General features: G+C 61.1%; 21 protein-coding genes and 1 pseudogene. 15 read left to right on the top strand and 7 right to left on the bottom strand.

The window, feature by feature from the left end; genetic code table 11:
* The first annotated feature begins 14 nt into the window (after positions 1–14).
* From J4D25_RS07295 to J4D25_RS07280, 4 genes are all read left to right on the top strand, one after another.
* Complete coding sequence (locus J4D25_RS07295) at positions 15–803, top strand: ParA family protein (RefSeq protein ID WP_008000390.1); 789 nt, start codon at positions 15–17, stop codon at positions 801–803.
* A 126-nt stretch (positions 804–929) separates the two neighbouring features.
* Positions 930–1871 (top strand): CheW domain-containing protein, encoded by a 942-nt coding sequence (locus tag J4D25_RS07290; RefSeq protein WP_057715869.1) that lies wholly within the window; start codon positions 930–932, stop codon positions 1869–1871.
* A 76-nt stretch (positions 1872–1947) separates the two neighbouring features.
* Complete coding sequence (locus J4D25_RS07285; protein ID WP_007980742.1) at positions 1948–2433, top strand: chemotaxis protein CheW; 486 nt, start codon at positions 1948–1950, stop codon at positions 2431–2433.
* Positions 2434–2826, top strand: a complete 393-nt coding sequence (locus J4D25_RS07280) for a DUF2802 domain-containing protein (protein ID WP_057715868.1) — start codon at positions 2434–2436, stop codon at positions 2824–2826.
* 614 nt (positions 2827–3440) lie between these two features.
* Here the strand turns inward: J4D25_RS07280 and J4D25_RS07275 are convergent.
* On the bottom strand, positions 3441–3770 hold the full coding sequence (locus J4D25_RS07275) for an EscU/YscU/HrcU family type III secretion system export apparatus switch protein (protein ID WP_057715867.1): 330 nt from the start codon (positions 3768–3770) through the stop codon (positions 3441–3443).
* The gene (locus J4D25_RS07270; protein ID WP_057715866.1) at positions 3767–5341 is read right to left on the bottom strand and encodes a flagellar hook-length control protein FliK; all 1575 of its coding nucleotides are present in this window, start codon (positions 5339–5341) and stop codon (positions 3767–3769) included. The genes J4D25_RS07275 and J4D25_RS07270 overlap by 4 nt, the downstream gene beginning before the upstream one ends.
* Before the next feature lie 199 nt (positions 5342–5540).
* Here J4D25_RS07270 and ccmA point away from each other — a divergent pair, with 199 nt between their 5' ends.
* The 11 genes from ccmA to phnN all read left to right on the top strand — a co-directional run bounded on the left by ccmA (position 5541) and on the right by phnN (position 13863).
* Positions 5541–6176 carry a cytochrome c biogenesis heme-transporting ATPase CcmA gene (ccmA, locus tag J4D25_RS07265; protein ID WP_057715865.1) on the top strand — a complete coding sequence of 212 codons (636 nt, stop codon included), beginning with the start codon at positions 5541–5543 and terminating at the stop codon, positions 6174–6176.
* On the top strand, positions 6173–6841 hold the full coding sequence (gene ccmB / locus J4D25_RS07260) for a heme exporter protein CcmB (RefSeq protein WP_007983326.1): 669 nt from the start codon (positions 6173–6175) through the stop codon (positions 6839–6841). Before ccmA ends, ccmB begins: the two co-directional genes overlap by 4 nt.
* A 73-nt stretch (positions 6842–6914) precedes the next feature.
* The gene (locus J4D25_RS07255; RefSeq protein WP_057715864.1) at positions 6915–7670 is read left to right on the top strand and encodes a heme ABC transporter permease; all 756 of its coding nucleotides are present in this window, start codon (positions 6915–6917) and stop codon (positions 7668–7670) included.
* Positions 7667–7843 carry a heme exporter protein CcmD gene (gene ccmD, locus J4D25_RS07250; protein ID WP_057715863.1) on the top strand — a complete coding sequence of 59 codons (177 nt, stop codon included), beginning with the start codon at positions 7667–7669 and terminating at the stop codon, positions 7841–7843. The genes J4D25_RS07255 and ccmD overlap by 4 nt, the downstream gene beginning before the upstream one ends.
* A complete protein-coding gene (gene ccmE, locus J4D25_RS07245) occupies positions 7840–8295 on the top strand; it encodes a cytochrome c maturation protein CcmE (RefSeq protein ID WP_008052305.1) in 456 nt (151 codons plus the stop codon). The genes ccmD and ccmE overlap by 4 nt, the downstream gene beginning before the upstream one ends.
* A gap of 3 nt (positions 8296–8298) precedes the next feature.
* On the top strand, positions 8299–10287 hold the full coding sequence (locus tag J4D25_RS07240; protein WP_057715862.1) for a heme lyase CcmF/NrfE family subunit: 1989 nt from the start codon (positions 8299–8301) through the stop codon (positions 10285–10287).
* A complete protein-coding gene (locus J4D25_RS07235; protein WP_057715861.1) occupies positions 10284–10820 on the top strand; it encodes a DsbE family thiol:disulfide interchange protein in 537 nt (178 codons plus the stop codon). Before J4D25_RS07240 ends, J4D25_RS07235 begins: the two co-directional genes overlap by 4 nt.
* Positions 10817–11290 carry a cytochrome c-type biogenesis protein gene (locus tag J4D25_RS07230; RefSeq protein WP_057715860.1) on the top strand — a complete coding sequence of 158 codons (474 nt, stop codon included), beginning with the start codon at positions 10817–10819 and terminating at the stop codon, positions 11288–11290. The genes J4D25_RS07235 and J4D25_RS07230 overlap by 4 nt, the downstream gene beginning before the upstream one ends.
* A complete protein-coding gene (gene ccmI, locus J4D25_RS07225) occupies positions 11283–12485 on the top strand; it encodes a c-type cytochrome biogenesis protein CcmI (protein ID WP_057715859.1) in 1203 nt (400 codons plus the stop codon). The genes J4D25_RS07230 and ccmI overlap by 8 nt, the downstream gene beginning before the upstream one ends.
* A 14-nt stretch (positions 12486–12499) precedes the next feature.
* The gene (locus tag J4D25_RS07220; protein ID WP_079246789.1) at positions 12500–12907 is read left to right on the top strand and encodes a hypothetical protein; all 408 of its coding nucleotides are present in this window, start codon (positions 12500–12502) and stop codon (positions 12905–12907) included.
* Positions 12908–13311: 404 nt separating this feature from the next.
* Positions 13312–13863, top strand: coding sequence for a phosphonate metabolism protein/1,5-bisphosphokinase (PRPP-forming) PhnN (gene phnN, locus J4D25_RS07215; protein ID WP_057715858.1), 552 nt, complete (start codon positions 13312–13314; stop codon positions 13861–13863).
* Between the two features lie 14 nt (positions 13864–13877).
* Here the strand turns inward: phnN and J4D25_RS07210 are convergent.
* The 5 genes and pseudogenes from J4D25_RS07210 to J4D25_RS07190 all read right to left on the bottom strand — a co-directional run.
* A pseudogene (locus J4D25_RS07210) lies at positions 13878–14162 on the bottom strand (LysR substrate-binding domain-containing protein); the annotation flags it as partial.
* A 60-nt stretch (positions 14163–14222) separates the two neighbouring features.
* Positions 14223–15428 carry an MFS transporter gene (locus tag J4D25_RS07205; RefSeq protein WP_057715856.1) on the bottom strand — a complete coding sequence of 402 codons (1206 nt, stop codon included), beginning with the start codon at positions 15426–15428 and terminating at the stop codon, positions 14223–14225.
* Between the two features lie 388 nt (positions 15429–15816).
* Positions 15817–16815 carry a sulfate ABC transporter substrate-binding protein gene (locus J4D25_RS07200; protein ID WP_057715855.1) on the bottom strand — a complete coding sequence of 333 codons (999 nt, stop codon included), beginning with the start codon at positions 16813–16815 and terminating at the stop codon, positions 15817–15819.
* Positions 16816–16906: 91 nt separating this feature from the next.
* On the bottom strand, positions 16907–17731 hold the full coding sequence (locus J4D25_RS07195; RefSeq protein ID WP_057715854.1) for an ion transporter: 825 nt from the start codon (positions 17729–17731) through the stop codon (positions 16907–16909).
* 21 nt (positions 17732–17752) lie between these two features.
* Positions 17753–18667 (bottom strand): urea transporter, encoded by a 915-nt coding sequence (locus J4D25_RS07190; protein WP_057715853.1) that lies wholly within the window; start codon positions 18665–18667, stop codon positions 17753–17755.
* Positions 18668–18799: the final 132 nt, after the last annotated feature.

Genomic DNA, 18799 nt, shown 5'->3' with positions numbered 1-18799 from the left:
GAGGAACAATCCGAATGAGAGTCTGGGCAGTCGCCAATCAAAAGGGTGGTGTCGGTAAAACCACTTCCTCCATCGCTTTAGCCGGTTTACTGGCGGAGGCGGGCAAGCGTGTGGTCGTGGTCGATCTCGACCCCCACGGCTCCATGACCAGCTACTTCGGCTACGATCCCGACGCCCTGGAGCACAGCAGCTACGATTTGTTCCTGCACAAAGGCAACGTGCCCCAAGGCCTGCCGGGTCAACTGCTGCTGTCGACCAGTGACGAGCGCATCTCCCTGTTGCCCTCCAGCACCGCACTGGCCACCCTTGAGCGCCAGTCGCCGGGGCAGAGCGGTTTGGGCCTGGTGATTGCCAAGAGCCTGGCGCAACTGTGGCAGGACTTCGATTACGCCGTGATCGACAGCCCGCCATTGCTCGGCGTGCTGATGGTCAATGCCTTGGCGGCGAGCCAGCAACTGGTGATCCCGGTGCAGACCGAGCATCTGGCGGTCAAAGGCCTTGAGCGCATGGTCAACACCCTGGCGATGATCAATCGCTCTCGCAAACAGGCGCTGCCCTTCACCATCGTGCCGACCCTGTTTGACCGCCGCACCCAGGCGTCCCTCGGAACGTTGCGCGTGCTGCGCGACAAATTCCCCGACGAAATCTGGCAAGGCTATATCCCGGTGGACACGCGCCTGCGCGATGCCAGCCGCGCCGGTCTGACGCCTTCACAATTCGACGGCAAGAGCCGTGGCGTTCTCGCTTACCGTGCGTTGCTCAAGCATTTGCTGGCGGCGCAACTTGTGCCGCAGGTGGCATGAGATGAAACCAATCCCTGTAGGAGCGAGCTTGCTCGCGATGGACGACAACGATTACGTGCGCTGTCTGGATGATCGCGTTTCCCGACAGTTTTTCGCGAGCAAGCTCGCTCCTGCAGGGGGGCAGCCATGAACCGGCCGTTTAAGACCACCTCGCGCCCGCAACTGGCGCTTCAGTCTTATCTGGACAGCTTGCTGCAGGACATCACCGAGGAATTTGCGCCACAAATCGAAGCGCCTCCCCGGGTGGTCGAGGTTGAAGCGGCGCTGGACGAATTCCAGGCGGCAGTGCTCGAAGAACAGGCCCACGATGCGCAAAAAACTGTAGTTGCTCCCGCTCCTGTGGTCACGCCGGTAGCGAAGGCTCCAGTAGCCGTGGTCGAAGCACCGGCACCCATGCTGGCGCCGGTATCGACCATCGCACCGTTGCTCCAGGCGTTGGTGCCGCAGGCCATCGAAGTGCAACCAGCACCGGAGCCAGCTGTTGTCGAAGTGCCTCAGGCACTGGTGCCGCCAGTCGTCGAAGTTCATCTGCCGCCAAGCAATACGCCGCCACCGGTGGAAACCGACGGTCGTCCGTCCTGGGCTGCCGAGCCCTTCGAATGCCTGCTGTTCGATGTCGCCGGCTTGACCCTGGCGGTGCCGCTGGTGTGCCTGGGGTCGATTTACTCCCTGGCCGGCCACGAGTTGACCCCATTGTTCGGCCAGCCCGAATGGTTCCTGGGCATCCTGCCGAGCCAGGCCGGCAATCTCAAGGTGCTCGATACCGCGCGTTGGGTCATGCCCGACCGATACCGCGACGATTTCAAGCAAGGTCTGCAATACGTGATTTCGGTGCAAGGCTACGAGTGGGGGCTGGCAGTGCATCAGGTCAGCCGCTCGTTGCGCCTGAACCCGAATGAAATCAAATGGAGAAGTCACCGAGGTCAGCGGCCATGGCTCGCCGGCACGGTAATTGAACACATGTGCGCCTTGCTCGATGTCGCCTCACTGGCCGAGTTGATCGCCAGCGGCGGAGCCCGGCACATGTCCGGCGACAAGCCGGGCCACAAACCGACATCAGTCAAATAAACAAAACAGGCGACGTCACTCTGATGATGTTGCACAGAACACACACCGCCAGGGCGGTTTTTTGAGGGGGCAGGGTATGAATGACAAGGCAACGGCGGCAAAAGGTTCCGAAGATCCGATCCTGCAATGGGTCACCTTCAAGCTGGACAACGAGACCTACGGCATCAACGTGATGCGCGTCCAGGAAGTCCTGCGTTACACCGAAATCGCCCCGGTCCCGGGTGCCCCGAGCTACGTGCTGGGCATCATCAACCTGCGCGGCAACGTCGTGACCGTGATCGACACCCGCCAGCGCTTCGGCCTGATGAATGCCGAGATCAGCGACAACACCCGTATCGTCATCATCGAAGCCGACAAGCAGGTGGTCGGGATCATGGTCGACAGCGTGGCCGAAGTGGTTTACCTGCGTCAGTCGGAAATCGAAACCGCGCCGAACGTGGGTAACGAAGAGTCCGCCAAGTTCATTCAAGGCGTATGCAACAAGAACAACGAATTGCTCATCCTGGTCGAGCTCGACAAGATGATGAGCGAAGAAGAATGGTCGGAACTGGAGAGTATCTGATTGATTCTCGAGGTTGCGGTCATTGTCCTGTTCCTGTTTTGGGCAGGCACGCTGGCAATGTTCCTGGCGTACATTCGCGGTCAAAAGCAGATCGCCGCGCAACAGGCCCAGGGTGATGCGCTGCGCGATCAGCGCATCAAGGACCTGGCCAGGCGCGTCGAGGATTACCAGAACGGCAATGTGCGCATGGGCGAGGACCTGCATGAACTGCGGGCGATCGTTGCGCCCTTGCCGGACAAACTCGCCCAGCTGGAACAACGCGACCCTTCAAGCCTGTCGTTCGCCCAGGCGGCGCGACTGGTCGGGATGGGCGCCAGCGTCAACGAACTGACCCAGTCCTGCGGCTTGACCCAGGCTGAGGCGGAGTTGATGAGCAAGTTGCACAAGAACTGACAGCCTGTAGGAGCGAGCTTGCTCGCGATGGTCGTTAACGATGACGCGGGCTTCCTGAAGAAACGCGGCGCTCATACCTCCATCGTGAGCAGGCTCGCTCCTACAATGGTTCTATGTCGGACACAGAACATATGTTCACCGCAGATCACCTGTGGGAGCGAGCTTGCTCGCGATGGACGTCAACGATGACGCGGACCTCCTGAAGAAACGCGGCGCTCATACCTCCATCGCGAGCAGGCTCGCTCCTACAATGGTTCTATGTCGAACACAGAACATGTGTTCACCGCAGATCACCTGTGGGAGCGAGCTTGCTCGCGATGGACGTCAACGATGACGCGGGCTTCCTGAAGAAACGCGGCGCTCATGCCTCCATCGCGAGCAAGCTCGCTCCTACAGTGGTTCCATGTCGGACACAGAACATGTGTTCACCGCAGATCATCTGTAGGAGTGAGCTTGCTCGCGATGGACGTTAACGATGACGCGGGCTTCCTGGAGAAACGCGGCGCTCATGCCTCCATCGCGAGCAAGCTCGCTCCTACAATGGTTCCATGTCGGACATGGAACATGAGTTCACCTGTGGGAGCGAGCCTGCTCGCGATGGCGTACTCGCAAACTCAATAATCATCCCCGCGCTCGGTAATATCCTTCTCGACCATCAGCGCATCCGTATCCTGCCCCGCCGGAAATTTCCCCTTCAAACTCCACGCAAACGCAATGATCTCTGCAATCGTCAGATAGAGTTCCTGCGGAATGCTGTCCCCCAGTTCCATGCGCGCCAGCAGTCTCACCAGTTCGGCGTTTTCGTAGATCGGCACTTCGCAGTCGCGGGCAATGCGCAGGATTTCTTCCGCCAGCTCTTCGTCGCCCTTGGCGGTGAGGGTGGGGGCGTGGGTGCCGTCGTATTTGAGAGCGATGGCCTGGCGTGGGGCGTTGGGGTTTTTCATGCGGTTTCGTCGACCCAGCGTTGTTCGAGGCGGGTTTGCGGGCCTTGGGGCGGTGTGCCGAGGTGGCAGTCCAGGTCGCCGACGTTCAGGCCGGCGGACAGCAGGCGATCACGCAGCTCGGCCAAATTGCTTTCGATCAGGCTGGCGGTGTATGGCCGCTCGGCCCAGAGCTGGCCGCAGAGGCTGCCCTTGACCAGTTGCGCCTGGATTTGCAGCGGCCCCAAAGGCTCCATGGAGAAGGCCAGCTCCACACGCCACAGCTGTTGCTTGGGTTCGTGTTCTTCGCGACGCTCCTTTGGCTGTTGTTTTTCGGCGGCGTCTTCGCGCTGGAACTTGACCTGCAAGGGCACGATGTCCTGCATTGTGCGCATCGGGATTTCCAGCTGCCAGGTGCTCATCAGCCGTCCGTCGGCGGTTACGCCGGTCTGTTCCAGGCTCGACAGTTGATGGCTTTGCAGGCGTGAAACCGCGGCGGCGGCCAGGCGAAGCAGGTGTTCGAGGTCGTTTTCACCGTCGGCACCTTTTAACAGACGTTCGGGCAGCGGGAAACCGGTCGGCGACGGCTTGGCACTGACCTGACCGAGCATGCCCAGGGCATTGCGGACAAAATTCGGCATGGCCTGGGCCAGGGTATTGGCGGCGATGATCGCGCCGAGGCTGGTGTTGGCTGGCAAGCCCTGACTCAACTGCGCAACCAGTTTGAGCAAATCGCCTTTCATGTCCGGCGCGAGCGTCGGGTTTTGCCCGGTCAGCAGTTTGCTTTCGAGAAACATGCCGCTGCTGGCCAGGGCCTGGGCCAGGCCCTTGGGGCTGCTCAACTGTTGAACATCCGGTAAGCCGGCGAGCAAACGGGCAGCAGCGCTGCGCAATTCAACGGATGTCTGGTCCGAGGGCGGAAGGTTCTGCAGGCGCATGAGCAAGCTATCCAGCGAGCCCTGGCGGCTTTGCTGGTCGACCAGTTGCTGGGTCACCGCCAGTTGTTCCTGTCGGCTGCTCAGGGGCACGAACTTCACGGTCTGGGCGTCCTGCACCTGTGCGCTCAACAAGGTGCCGATACGCAAGGGTTGCGGGCTGTCGATGCTCAGGGTACTGCCGCTCAGTACGGTGTTTAGCAGGCCCACCATCGAGCGAAACACCATGGGCTGGCCGGGCACCTGGGGCAGCACTTGCGAGGTTAGCACTTTGCCCTGCAGCAGGGTGCCAACGGGCAGTTGCGCGGTGTCGAGGCGGGTGAGGGTGGCGACGTTGGAAGCAATGGCCTGCTGCACCGTCACGGCCAGGTTGCCCGCCGAGGGCTGGGTGACGACCAGCGTGGTGCCCTGGGCCAGCGGTTGATTGCTGGTGGTCTGGACTGTGGTCTGGCGGCCGCTGTCGAGGGTGACCTTGAGCAGCATCTGGAAAGTCTGGTCCGCCTGCTTGAGCGACAACACTTCGGCCTGGGCGGTTTGACCGACGCTGATCAGCCCCTCCACCGGCGTCAGCAACTTGAGCAACTCACCGCTGACCACCTGCGGGCGCGAAGTCGCCGGGAGGGTTTGCGGTAGCGGGAGGATGTTCATTTCGCCTGTCATACGCGGTCACAACCTGAGGAAAATGCACTCTTTAGAGTAAGGTATGGCATGTATAATGCCGCGCCGTTGTATCCAATAATGGCGAAAACTTTGCAATTGTTTGACGCAGCTCTCTAGAACAAGACGCCATTGCATCTATGCTGCATCTCTTTAACGGCCGCGCCAGAGCCGACTTGAACCGTATAAGGCCCGTGATCCCTTGACCAGTCCTGTCCTGCAAACCGTTGCCCTTGCCTGTGAGCGAGACCTTCGGCTGCTCTTCGAAAATCTCGATTTGAGACTGGCCAGTGGCGAAATGATGCAAATCAGTGGCCCCAACGGCAGCGGCAAGACCAGCCTGTTGCGCCTGCTCTCCGGGCTGATGCATCCGACCGCCGGTCAAGTGCTGCTCAACGGCAAGCCCCTTGATGAGCAGCGCGCTGAGCTGGCGCGCAATCTGCTGTGGATCGGCCATGCGGCGGGAATCAAGGATCTGCTGACACCGGAAGAGAACCTGAGTTGGCTCTGCGCCCTGCATCAACCGGCCTCCCGTGAGGCGATCTGGCAAGCCTTGGCGGCGGTCGGCTTGCGCGGATTCGAAGATGTTCCCTGCCACACTCTGTCCGCTGGGCAGCGGCGTCGCGTCGCACTGGCGCGTTTGTATCTGGACAGCCCGCCGTTGTGGATTCTCGATGAGCCGTTCACCGCTCTCGACAAGCAAGGCGTGGCGCAACTCGAAGAACACCTGGCCGGCCACTGCGAACGTGGCGGCATGGTGGTGTTGACCACCCACCACACGCTGAGCCGGATGCCGGCCGCTTATCGCGACATCGATCTGGGGAATTGGGCCGTATGAGTGTTTTTGGCCTGTTGGTCGCCCGTGAGGCCCGTCTGCTGTTTCGCCGTCCCGCGGAGCTGGCCAATCCGCTGGTGTTTTTCGCCATCGTCGTTTCCTTGTTCCCGTTGGCGGTCGGACCCGAGTCTCAATTGTTGCAAACCTTGTCTCCGGGGTTGGTCTGGGTCGCGGCACTTTTATCGGTTCTGCTCTCGCTGGACGGGCTTTTCCGCAGTGATTTCGAAGACGGATCCCTTGAGCAGTGGGTCCTTTCGCCGCACCCCCTGCCTCTTCTGGTTTTGGCCAAAGTGCTGGCACACTGGGCTTTTTCCGGTCTGGCACTGGTTTTGCTCGCACCCTTGCTGGCGCTGATGCTCGGTTTGCCTGCCGCCTGTCTGCCGGTGTTGCTGCTTTCGTTGCTGCTCGGTACACCGGTACTGAGCCTGCTCGGTGCGGTGGGTGCGGCGCTGACGGTGGGCTTGAAGCGCGGTGGCCTGTTGCTGGCACTGCTGATTCTGCCGTTGTACATCCCGGTATTGATCCTTGGCAGTGGCGCCTTGCAGGCGGCCTTGCAGGGAATGCCGGCGACCGGTTATCTCCTATGGCTTGGCAGCCTGACCGCCTTGGCGATAACCCTGACACCTTTTGCAATAGCCGCTGGCTTGAAGATCAGCGTCGGCGAATAATGAGGTCTGGTCAAAATTTGATCAGTAAAGGCCCAGGCTCTTCACAGTAAAGAGCAACCGTGATGGAAACAGTATGAACTGGACGTGGTTTCACAAGCTTGGCTCGCCCAAATGGTTTTACGGCATCAGCGGCAGAATGCTGCCCTGGCTGAGCGTCGCGGCGTTGCTGCTGATCAGCGTTGGCGTGGTCTGGGGCCTGGCCTTCGCGCCGCCGGACTACCAGCAGGGCAACAGCTTCCGCATCATCTATATCCACGTTCCGGCCGCCATGCTGGCGCAGTCCATCTACGTGATGCTGGCCGTGTGCGGCATCGTCGGCCTTGTGTGGAAGATGAAACTGGCCGACGTCGCCCTGCAATGCGCGGCACCCATCGGCGCCTGGATGACCGCCGTGGCGTTGGTCACCGGGGCGATCTGGGGCAAGCCGACCTGGGGCTCGTGGTGGGTCTGGGATGCACGCCTTACGTCCATGCTTATCCTGCTGTTCCTGTACTTCGGTCTCATTGCGTTGGGCAACGCCATCAGTAATCGTGACAGCGCGGCCAAGGCCTGTGCGGTGCTGGCGATTGTCGGTGTGATCAACATCCCGATCATCAAGTACTCGGTGGAGTGGTGGAACACCCTGCACCAGGGCGCGACCTTCACCCTCACCGAAAAACCGGCGATGCCAGCCGAGATGTGGCTGCCACTGCTGCTGACGGCGCTGGGTTTCTACTGTTTCTTCGGCGCGGTCCTGCTGCTGCGCATGCGTCTTGAAGTGCTCAAGCGCGAAGCCCGGGCCAGTTGGGTCAAAACCGAAGTCGAAAACAGCCTGGAGGTCGCTCGATGAGTTTTGCTTCATTCGGCGACTTCGTCGCCATGGGTCATCATGGCCTGTATGTCTGGTCAGCCTATGGCATCTGCCTGGCGGTATTGGCCCTCAACGTGGCGGCGCCGATCCTGGCCCGCAAGCGGTATCTGCAACAAGAGGCGCGCCGTCTGCGCCGGGAGAACGGCAAGTGAATCCGCTGCGTAAAAAGCGTCTTATCATCATTCTCGCGATCTTGGTCGGGGTCGGCGCTGCCGTTGGCCTGGCCCTGAGTGCCCTGCAGCAGAACATCAACCTGTTTTACACACCGACCCAGATCGCCAACGGCGAAGCCCCGCAGGACACGCGTATCCGTGCCGGCGGCATGGTCGAAGCCGGTTCCTTGCAGCGCTCCGGCGACTCGCTGGACGTGAAGTTTGTCGTCACCGACTTCAACAAATCCGTGACCATCACTTATCGCGGCATCCTGCCGGACCTGTTCCGCGAAGGGCAGGGCATTGTTGCCCTGGGCAAACTCAACGCTGACGGCGTCGTGGTGGCCGATGAAGTGCTGGCCAAGCACGATGAAAAGTACATGCCGCCGGAAGTGACCAAGGCGTTGAAAGACAGCGGCCAGTCGGCACCCACTCCCGCGAAAGAGGGCTAACTGATGACAGCTGGAATCTTCATTCCCGAATTGGGCCACCTGGCCATGATCCTGGCGCTGTGTTTCGCGCTGGTTCAGGCCGTGGTGCCATTGGTCGGTGCCTGGCGCGGTGACCGCTTCTGGATGAGCCTGGCCCAGCCGGCCGCGTGGGGGCAGTTCGCGTTCTTGCTGTTCGCCTTCGGTTGCCTGACCTACGCCTTCATGGTCGACGATTTCTCCGTGGCCTATGTGGCCAACAACTCCAACAGTGCCTTGCCGTGGTACTACAAGTTCAGCGCCGTGTGGGGTGCCCACGAAGGTTCCCTGCTGTTGTGGGCCTTGATTCTCGGCGGCTGGACCTTTGCGGTATCGGTGTTTTCCCGGCAATTGCCGCAGGTCATGCTGGCCCGCGTGCTGGCGGTGATGGGCATGATCAGCACCGGTTTCCTGCTATTCCTGATCATGACCTCCAATCCGTTCAAGCGCATCCTGCCGCAAATGCCCACCGACGGTGCCGACCTCAACCCGCTGCTGCAAGACATCGGCCTGATCGTTCACCCGCCGATGCTGTACATGGGCTACGTCGGCTTCTCGGTGGCCTTCGCCTTCGCCATCGCCGCGCTGATGGGCGGTCGCCTGGACGCCGCCTGGGCGCGCTGGTCGCGTCCGTGGACCATCGTGGCCTGGGCGTTCCTCGGTATTGGTATCACCCTTGGTTCGTGGTGGGCCTATTACGAACTCGGCTGGGGTGGCTGGTGGTTCTGGGATCCGGTGGAAAACGCCTCGTTCATGCCATGGCTGGTGGGCACCGCACTGATTCACTCGTTGGCGGTCACGGAAAAACGTGGCGTGTTCAAAAGCTGGACCGTGTTGCTGGCCATCGCCGCATTCTCCTTGAGCCTGCTGGGTACCTTCCTCGTGCGTTCCGGCGTGCTGACCTCGGTGCACGCCTTTGCGTCCGACCCGGAGCGCGGGGTGTTCATCCTGATTTTCCTGCTGTTCGTGGTCGGTGGTTCGCTGACGCTGTTCGCCCTGCGCGCGCCGGTGGTCAAGAGCCAGGTGGGCTTCAACCTCTGGTCCCGGGAAACCCTGCTGTTGGGTAACAACCTGGTGCTGGTGGTGGCCGCGTCGATGATTCTGCTCGGCACCTTGTATCCGCTTATTCTGGACGCCATGACCGGCGCCAAGCTGTCCGTCGGTCCGCCATACTTCAACGCGCTGTTCATTCCGTTGATGGCATTGCTGATGGTGGTGATGGCGGTCGGCGTGATCGTGCGCTGGAAAGACACTCCGGTGAAATGGCTGGTAAGCATGCTCACCCCGGTCCTGCTCGGCAGTGCCGCGCTGGCCGTAGTGGCCGGCATCGCCTACGGCGATTTCAACTGGGCCGTGCTCGCGACCTTCATGCTCGCTGCCTGGGTGTTGCTGGCCGGCGTGCGTGACATCTTCGACAAGACTCGCCACAAGGGCCTGATCAAAGGACTGCCAACCCTGACCCGCAGCTACTGGGGCATGCAGATCGCGCACCTGGGCATCGCCGTGTGTGCGCTGGGTGTCGTGCTGTCGAGCCAGAACAGTGCCGAGCGTGACCTGCGCCTGGCGCCCGGCGAATCCATGGACCTGGGCGGCTATCAGTTCGTCTTCGAAGGCGCCAAACACTTCGAAGGACCGAACTTCACCTCCGACAAGGGCACCGTGCGGGTGATCCGCAACGGCAAGGAAATCAGCGTGCTGCACCCGGAAAAACGCCTCTATACCGTGCAGAACTCGGTGATGACCGAAGCGGGCATCGACGCCGGTTTCACCCGCGACCTCTATGTCGCCCTCGGTGAACCACTGGGTAACGGCGCCTGGGCCGTGCGCGTGCACGTCAAGCCGTTCGTGCGCTGGATCTGGTTCGGCGGCTTGCTGACAGGTGCAGGCGGGTTGCTGGCGGCGCTGGATCGGCGTTATCGGGTCAAGGTCAAAAGCCGCGTGCGCGAAGCACTGGGCATGTCGGGAGCCACTGCATGAAGCGTTGGTTGATGTTGCTGCCACTGGCGATTTTTCTGGTGGTCGCGGTATTCCTTTACCGTGGGTTGTACCTGGATCCGGCCGAGCTGCCTTCGGCCATGATCAACAAGCCGTTCCCGGAGTTTTCCCTGCCGTCGGTGCAGGGCGACAAGACCCTGACCCGCGCTGACATTCTGGGCAAACCGGCGCTGGTCAACGTCTGGGGCACCTGGTGCATTTCCTGCCGGGTCGAGCACCCGGTGTTGAACAAACTGGCCCAGCAGGGCGTGGTGATCTACGGCATCAACTACAAGGATGTCAACGTTGATGCCTTGAAGTGGCTGAAGGACTTCCACAACCCGTATGCGCTGGACATTCGTGACGACGAAGGCTCGTTGGGCCTCAACCTCGGCGTGTATGGCGCACCGGAAACCTTCTTCATCGACGCCAAAGGCATCATCCGTGACAAGTTCGTCGGCGTGATCGACGAGCAGGTCTGGCGTGAAAAACTGGCGGGCAAGTACCAGGCGCTGGTCGACGAGGTCAAGCCATGAAGCGCTGGTTCGCTGCCGTTGTCCTGGGCTTGAGCCTGGCGGGCGTGGCCCACGCGGCCATCGACACCTACGAGTTCGCCAAGGAAGAAGACCGCGAGCGTTTCCGCGAGTTGACCAAGGAGCTGCGTTGCCCCAAGTGCCAGAATCAGGACATCGCCGATTCCAACGCACCGATTGCCGCCGACCTGCGCAAAGAGATTTACCGCATGCTCGGCGAGGGCAAGGACAACCAGCAGATCATCGACTTCATGGTCGATCGCTACGGTGATTTCGTCCGCTACAAGCCTGCGCTGAACGCCAAGACCGCCTTGCTCTGGTTCGGCCCCGCCGGCCTGCTGCTGGGCGGTGTCGTGATCATCGCGGTGATCGTCCGCCGTCGTCGCGTGCAACGCGCCGGCACCCCGGACTCGCTTTCTGCCGAGGAGCGCTCGCGCCTCGACCACCTGTTGGATAAAACCAAGAATGATTGATTTCTGGCTCGCTGCAGGTCTGCTGCTTCTGGTTGCCCTGAGTTTTCTGTTGATCCCGGTGCTGCGCAGCCGTCGCGCCCAGCGCGAAGAGGATCGTACCGCCCTGAACGTCGCGCTGTATCAGGAGCGCGTGACTGAGTTGCAGACTCAGCAGGAAGAGGGCGTGCTCGATGCCGCGCAAATGGACGCCGGTCGCGCCGAAGCTGCCCGTGAGTTGCTGGCGGACACCGAAGGCGCTGAAGCGCCACGGGTGTCGCGTCTGGGCAAACCCTTGCCGTTGCTGGCGGCCATTCTGGTGCCGGTGCTGGGCCTGGGCCTGTATCTGCATTTCGGTGCCAGCGACAAGGTCGAACTGACCCGCGAATTCTCCCAGGCACCCCAGTCGATGGAAGAGATGACGCGGCGCCTGGAACGTGCGGTCGCCGCTCAACCGGATTCCGCTGAAGGCATGTATTTCCTCGGTCGCACCTACATGGCTCAGGATCGCCCGGCGGACGCGGCGAAAATGTTCGAACGCACCGTGAGTCTGGCCGGTCGCCAGCCCGAGTTGCTCGGTCAATGGGCCCAGGCCCAGTACTTCGCCGATGGCAAGAAGTGGTCGGACAAGGTCCAGGCCCTGACCGACGAAGCGCTCAAGACCGATCCGAAAGAAGTCACTAGCCTTGGCTTGCTTGGCATTGCCGCGTTTGAAAGCGAGCGTTATCAGGACGCCATCGATTACTGGAATCGCCTGTTGGCGCAGCTGCCGCCGGAGGACAAGTCCCGCGAGGCGCTGCAAGGCGGAATTACCCGGGCCACGGAAAAGCTGGTGGCCAGTGGCGGCAAGGTTGCACAAGCACCGGCGGCAAAGGCCTCGGCGTTGCTCAAGGTCAGTGTCGATCTGGCCGCGGACCTCAAATCCAAGGTCCAGCCTGGCGACAGCGTGTTCATCTTCGCCCGTGCGATCTCCGGTCCTCCGGCCCCGCTGGCGGTCAAGCGCATGACCGTGGCCGACCTGCCGGTGACCGTCGAACTGGGCGACGCCGACGCAATGATGCCGCAATTGAAACTGTCGAACTTCCCTGAAGTCCAACTGGTTGCGCGCATTTCCCGTGCCGGCAAACCGACCGCCGGCGAATGGATTGGTCGCAGCCAGCCCCTGGCCAGCAGCACCACCGCGCCGCAGACACTGACCATCGACAGCCCGGATAAATAACAGGAAACGCCACCATGACCGCCATTGCTCGTATTGCCCTGCTCAGCGCTGTTTTGGGGTTAAGCGCTTGTGCGGTCCAGCAACCAACGGAACATCAGGCACCACCACCGTTCCCGCCGTCGCAGCCTAGCCCCACGCCATCGACGTCGCCTGTACCGAGCAAGCCGACCATCCCGGCCAAACCCTCCAAGCCGTTGCCACGCACTTCTGCCAGCTTCGCGCCACCACCGGGGGGCAATAGCCATTGGGATCCGAAGCTTGGGGTGTATGTGCTTGATGACCAGCCCAATACCTTTTATCGCCAACGTACCTATTACCGCTGGGATAATGGTTGGAGTCGGTCGATTAGTCCGCAAGGGCCGTGGGAAGATACTGACATCCAGGGTGTACCGGGTGGCCTGGGGCGGAAATTCGGGCAGTAACGCAAAAAGGCGACCTTCGGGTCGCCTTTTTTGTGCCTGCTGGAATGTGATGGGTGGGTCACTGCTCAATTCTGTGGGAGCGAGCTTGCTCGCGATGGCGGCCTGAATGAGTCCATACATAAGGGCGGAACCCTAAATGGCCGTGACCGCAGAAACGGATATGTACACCGGTAAAAACACTCCGCCACCGCAGGCAAGCCAAGCACCCACAGCCTCCAACGCCGGATTGACCTGCGCTGCGAGGACACCCTCAGCGTAACCGTGACCCGCTGGAAAACCCGCTGGTGCAACCGGTGTCGGTGATGGATCATACGCGGGGCCTGCGGGCTGATCTGGCGCAAGCGCAATCAGGATGGTCTGCCGTGGGGCCGGCAAACAGGTCGAAAAATGAAGAGGATGGTTTGATGGCGGGCAGGTTGATCTATCTCATCGGGCCTTCAGGTTCGGGCAAGGACAGCCTGCTGGATGCCGCGCGTACACGGTTGGCCGAACGAGGCTGCCGCGTCGTGCGGCGGGTCATCACGCGTTCGGCAGAAGCCGTTGGCGAAGCGGCGCTGGGCGTCAGTGAACAGCAGTTCTCCGAAATGGAGGCCCAGGGCGCGTTTGCCCTGAGCTGGCACGCCAACGGGTTGTCCTATGGCATCCCGCGGGAAATCGACGATTGGCTGGCCGCCGGGCAGGACGTGCTGATCAATGGCTCTCGAGGGCATTTGCAGAACACGCGCCAGCGCTATCCGAACGCGTTGGTGCTGTTGTTGACTGTGGATCAGGCAGTACTGCGCCAGCGCTTGCTGGAACGCGGGCGGGAATCGCCGATCGAGATCGATCAGCGGTTGGCACGCAATGCCCGATTCTGCGAGCAATTGCTGGCGGAGGACCCGGCCGTGCACATGCTCGACAACTCAGGGCCGCTTGAGCAAACGGTCGAACGGTTGCTGGTCTGCATTGACGAGTAACTCCGGGCTGCCTGTCAGGTCTTCCAGGCCAACAACCCCTGCACATACTTCACGAACGCCCGAGCCTTGGCACTGGCCATTCTCCCCATAGGGAAAACCGTCCACAAATCCAGGTCCGGCAGTGCCCAGTCCTTCATCACTTCCCGAACCGAACCGTCGGCCAGTTCCGGCGCAAACATCCATTGCGAGGCCATGGCCAGCCCTTGGTGGGCCAGCACGGCTTCTCGCAGGCCTTCGGCGGCATTGACGCGGATCCGGCCGCTGACGATGACCGATTGCTCCTCGCCGGCCTTGTTGAACGGCCGATCCACTGTGGGAGCGAGCCTGCTCCGGGCGGCGATCCGACCGGGTTTTGAGGCTTACGCCGTCGCCAGCGAAGCCTTCTGCGAAGCACTCAAGAACCGCAACAACGCCAACAGCGGAAACGCGCTGCCGACGATCACGATCCACAACCAGCCGCCGTGTTCGTACACCGCGCTGGCCACCGAAGAGCCGAAGGCGCCGCCGATGAAGATGCTGGTCATGTACAGCGCATTCAGGCGGCTGCGGCTTTTGCCGTCGAGGGCGTAGACCGCACGCTGGCCGAGGACCATGTTCATCTGCACGCAGAAGTCGAGCACCACGCCGGTCACCGCCAGGCCGATAACGCTGTAGACCGGATGGATAAACGCCGGCATGAAACTCAGGCTGGCAAACAGCAGGGCCAGCAACGATGCGATGCGGGTGTGTCCGGCATCGGCCAGGCGACCGGCGATCGGGGCAGCAATGGCGCCGATGGCCCCGACCAGGGCGAAGATCGCGATCTCGCTTTGCGACAAACCGTGATTGCGCGCCAGTTCCAGCGGCACGGCGGTCCAGAACAGGCTGAAGGTGGCAAACATGCAGCCTTGGTAAAACGCACGCTGGCGCAGGACCGGTTGCTTGCGCAACAGCGTCCACAGAGAGCCCAGCAACTGGCCATAGGACGCGCTGTGATCAGGCTCACGCTTGGGAATGGTTACGGCCAGCACGATGCTGATGGCCGCCATCAACACTGCGGCAATCACAAACATCGCCCGCCAGCCAAAGTGGTCGGCCACCACGCTGGACACCGGTCGGGCCAGCAGAATGCCGAGCAACAACCCACCCATGATCCCGCCCACCACACGACCACGGGTTTCTTCCGGTGCCAGGTGCGCGGCCAACGGAATCAGGATTTGCACCGAAACCGAACTGAACCCCACCAACAGCGAAATCAGCAAAAACACGTTCGGCTGATCGGTAAACGCCGCACCTAGCAGGCTGACAATTGCCACCAGCGTGGTGATGATCATCAACCGGCGGTTCTCCAGCAGATCCCCCAGCGGCACCAGGAAAAACAGTCCCAGCGCATAGCCGATCTGAGTCAAGGAAACGATCAGGCTGGCCATGGTGTTGGTCAGGCCAATGTCCGGCGCGATCAGGCCGATGATCGGCTGGGCGTAGTAGATATTGGCGACAATGGCGCCGCAGCAGAAGGCGAACAGCAGCACCATGCCTCGGGTCATTGTCGCGGTGCCGTGGGACACCTGGGTCGCTGGGTTCATAACGGGTCTCGCTGTACGGAAAGGAATGCGCGCAGGCTAATGGGCTGACTGAAACGGCGGAAGTGGGATTGGAGTGATAGCAATCATTCCATTGCGGAATGACTGACGAACGCGTGTGTCTTGCGTCAGAACATCGAGGGTGAATGATACATTCACTTACATCTTGTTCGTGAAGACCTTTGTGACGCAGGGCGCTGACAGCACGCTCACCGCCCAATCCATTTCGGCGGGCAAGGATGGCGTGACGCCGCCGATGTAGCGGGATGTCGCAGAACCTGTGGGAGCGAGCTTGCTCGCGATAGCGTAATGGCAGTCAACGACGATGCTGACTGTTCAATTGTCATCGCGAGCAAGCTCGCTCCTATAGAAGTTGCAGTGTTTCAGTCGATTACCTGCCGCTGTAGATCTGGTCGAAAACCCCGCCATCATTGAAGTGGGTCTTCTGCACGGTGCGCCAGTCGCCGAAGGTCTTCTCGACCGACAGGAAGTCTACTTTCGGGAAACGGTCGGTGTACTTGGCCAGCACGGCTGGGTCACGCGGGCGCAGGTAGTTTGCCGCGGCAATTTCCTGACCTTCCGGCGACCACAAGTACTTCAGGTATTCCTCGGCCGCTGCACGGGTGCCTTTTTTGTCGACGGTCTTGTCGACCACCGATACCGGTGGCTCGGCTTCGGCGGAAACGCTTGGGTAGATGACTTCGAACTGATCGCGGCCGAACTCGCGGGCGATCATTTCCGCTTCGTTTTCAAAGGTCACCAGCACGTCGCCGATCTGGTTGGTCATGAAGGTGGTGGTGGCGGCACGGCCACCGGTGTCGAGTACCGGCGCTTGCTTGAACAGTTTGCCGACGAAGTCTTTGGCCTTGTTCTCGTCGCCGCCGTTTTTCAGCACGTAGCCCCAGGCCGAGAGGTAGGTATAGCGACCGTTACCGGAGGTTTTCGGGTTTGGCACGATGACCTGAACGCCGTCCTTGAGCAGGTCCGGCCAGTCTTTCAGGGCTTTCGGGTTGCCCTTGCGCACGATGAACACTGTGGCCGAGGTGAACGGCGCGCTGTTGTTCGGCAGGCGCGTGACCCAGTTGTCCGGGACCAGTTTACCGTTGTCCGCCAGGGCGTTGATGTCGGTGGCCATGTTCATGGTGATGACGTCGGCCGGCAAGCCGTCGATGACCGAACGCGCCTGTTTGCTGGAGCCGCCGAAGGACATTTGCAGGGTGATGTTTTCGTTATGCTCGGCTTGCCAGTGTTTCTGGAACGCAGTGTTGTAGTCCTTGTAGAAATCGCGCATCACGTCGTAGGAAACGTTGAGCAGGGTCGGTGCAGCCTGGGCGATGTTGCCCAGGGCGAGGCCAGCGGCGATAAGCGAGGCGCCAAAGAGTTTTTTCACTGCGCATTCCTTGTTCTATTAAAAGTGGGGCAATTTGCCAGCGACTATAACTGGGCTCGTATAGTCCTTTAAAGATTAAAAAGCTCTTTGCTTATTCCCGTTTCCTGAATAGCGCATTACCGCAACGGGAACAGAACGACGCTTCCTGTTCGTGGCTGTTTTTCGCACACACCGGGCAGTCGTGCTGCAACTGGCCGCCACGCATGGCCGTGGCCAGTTCGGCGGTGAAGATCCCGGTGGGCACGGCGATGATCGAGTAACCGGTGATCATCACCATCGACGAGATGACTTGGCCCAGTGCGGTCTTGGGCACGATGTCGCCGTAACCGACGGTGGTCAACGTCACGATAGCCCAGTAAATGCCCTTGGGAATGCTGGTGAAGCCATGTTGCGGGCCCTCGACCACATACATCAGGGTGCCGAACACCGTCACCAGGGTGCAGACGCTGAGCAGGAACACAAGGATCTTCTGCTTGCTGCCACGCAGGGCATCGAGCAGGTAATGAGCTTGCTTGAGGTACGGGCCGAGCTTGAGCACGCGGAAGATCCGCAGCATCCGGATCACCCGGATGATCAGCAGGTACTGGGCATCGCTGTAGTACAGCGCGAGGATGCCGGGCACGATGGCCAGCAGGTCCACCAGCCCATAGAAACTGAAGGCGTAGCGCAGGGGCTTGGGCGAGCAGTATAGGCGCAGGATGTACTCGCCGAGGAAGATCGCCGTGAAGCCCCACTCGATGTACGCCAGCAGGCTGGCGTAGTGCTGGTGAACGTCATCGATGCTGTCCAGAATCACGACTACCAGGCTGGCGAAGATGATCAGCAGCAGGGTGGAGTCGAAGCGTCGACCGGCGACGGTGTCGGTCTGGAAAATAATCACGTACAGGCGATTTCGCCACGTGTCGTTGCTGATCATGCACATCGCCTTGGCCGCAAATCAGCGCAGCCTAGGTTGATTCTCCCCGGTAGCGCAAGGCGTGCTTTCGACCGTGGCTCTGCCGAGCATTTGCACGACGCTGCGAATCAGCCAGCCGGCAAGAATGAACGGCGCGGTCAGGGTGGGCAGACCGATGGCGGCAAACAGCGGCGTCAGCAGCAGCGCCAGGCCGATGCCAACCAGCGGCAGCCACGGTTGGCGACGCTGGGAGCTGAAGGCGAGGGCGACCAGCACGGCGTTATAGCCACCGAGGCCGAGCAGTGCGGTATAGAAATCGTGGTTCAGCAGGCTCCAGCCCATGCCCGCGACTGAGGCCAACAATGCCCAGCAGAATGCGCGGCGATCAGCGATCAGCAAACCGGCGGCAATCATCGCACCGGCCAGCGGATGACCGAGGAACATCACCTGGCCGAGGCCTTTGAGTGGCGCGGCGAGCATGTTCAGGGTGCTGACTTCGATCAAGTGCGGCTCTGTCGAGGGCGTGGTGAAGCACAGCAGCAACCAGCCCAGCCCAACGAAGGGCGCGGTGTAGGCCGGCAGGTATTGGCTGAACCGGACGCGCTTGAGCCACTGTTGGGTGACCATCGCGCTCAGGCCACCGGCGGCCAGAATCAGTGGCGGCATCATCGCCGACCAGGGGAAATACAGGCTCAGTAACAGTCCGAGCAGCACGCCGTTGTAGCTGAACAACCCGGCCTGACGATCAGCCTTGGCATAGTTGCGGCGTTGCGCAGTGAGCAGCCCGGCGACACCACCGAGCAAGGCGCCGCCGAGCAAGGCGGGCGCCGTGAACAAAATGGCCAGGACGCACAGCAGGCCGCACAGCGGATTGCGCTGGAGAAAGATCTGGCTGAAGCCGTTGAGCAAGGCTTCGGCCCAGTCGGGGCAGTGGGTGTTGAAATGGTTGGCAGGCATGGCAGGTCTGAAAGTCAGTGGGACCGGGTTGCCTGCATCGCGAGCAAGCTCGCTCACACACTGAATCTTTGTTCAGTCTTGGTTCCGTGAACGACACAAAACCAATGTGGGAGCGAGCTTGCTCGCGATAAG

Origin of the sequence: Pseudomonas sp. GW456-L13, from assembly GCF_017350115.1 — a bacterium.
In the GTDB taxonomy this organism is placed as follows: Bacteria; Pseudomonadota; Gammaproteobacteria; order Pseudomonadales; family Pseudomonadaceae; genus Aquipseudomonas; species Aquipseudomonas jessenii.
The sequence above is the reverse complement of the archived record's forward strand: the minus strand, read 5'-3'. Positions and strand labels throughout refer to the sequence as shown.

Coding starts and splice junctions, on each gene's coding strand:
- J4D25_RS07235 (WP_057715861.1), top strand. CDS start 10,284: ATGAAGCGTTGGTTGATGTTGCTGCCACTGGCGATTTTTCTGGTGGTC.
- ccmD (WP_057715863.1), top strand. CDS start 7,667: ATGAGTTTTGCTTCATTCGGCGACTTCGTCGCCATGGGTCATCATGGC.
- phnN (WP_057715858.1), top strand. CDS start 13,312: ATGGCGGGCAGGTTGATCTATCTCATCGGGCCTTCAGGTTCGGGCAAG.
- J4D25_RS07285 (WP_007980742.1), top strand. CDS start 1,948: ATGAATGACAAGGCAACGGCGGCAAAAGGTTCCGAAGATCCGATCCTG.
- J4D25_RS07205 (WP_057715856.1), bottom strand. CDS start 15,428: ATGAACCCAGCGACCCAGGTGTCCCACGGCACCGCGACAATGACCCGA.
- J4D25_RS07255 (WP_057715864.1), top strand. CDS start 6,915: ATGAACTGGACGTGGTTTCACAAGCTTGGCTCGCCCAAATGGTTTTAC.
- J4D25_RS07190 (WP_057715853.1), bottom strand. CDS start 18,667: ATGCCTGCCAACCATTTCAACACCCACTGCCCCGACTGGGCCGAAGCC.
- J4D25_RS07220 (WP_079246789.1), top strand. CDS start 12,500: ATGACCGCCATTGCTCGTATTGCCCTGCTCAGCGCTGTTTTGGGGTTA.
- J4D25_RS07230 (WP_057715860.1), top strand. CDS start 10,817: ATGAAGCGCTGGTTCGCTGCCGTTGTCCTGGGCTTGAGCCTGGCGGGC.
- J4D25_RS07270 (WP_057715866.1), bottom strand. CDS start 5,341: ATGACAGGCGAAATGAACATCCTCCCGCTACCGCAAACCCTCCCGGCG.
- J4D25_RS07295 (WP_008000390.1), top strand. CDS start 15: ATGAGAGTCTGGGCAGTCGCCAATCAAAAGGGTGGTGTCGGTAAAACC.
- J4D25_RS07290 (WP_057715869.1), top strand. CDS start 930: ATGAACCGGCCGTTTAAGACCACCTCGCGCCCGCAACTGGCGCTTCAG.
- ccmI (WP_057715859.1), top strand. CDS start 11,283: ATGATTGATTTCTGGCTCGCTGCAGGTCTGCTGCTTCTGGTTGCCCTG.
- J4D25_RS07195 (WP_057715854.1), bottom strand. CDS start 17,731: ATGATCAGCAACGACACGTGGCGAAATCGCCTGTACGTGATTATTTTC.
- J4D25_RS07240 (WP_057715862.1), top strand. CDS start 8,299: ATGACAGCTGGAATCTTCATTCCCGAATTGGGCCACCTGGCCATGATC.
- J4D25_RS07275 (WP_057715867.1), bottom strand. CDS start 3,770: ATGAAAAACCCCAACGCCCCACGCCAGGCCATCGCTCTCAAATACGAC.
- ccmB (WP_007983326.1), top strand. CDS start 6,173: ATGAGTGTTTTTGGCCTGTTGGTCGCCCGTGAGGCCCGTCTGCTGTTT.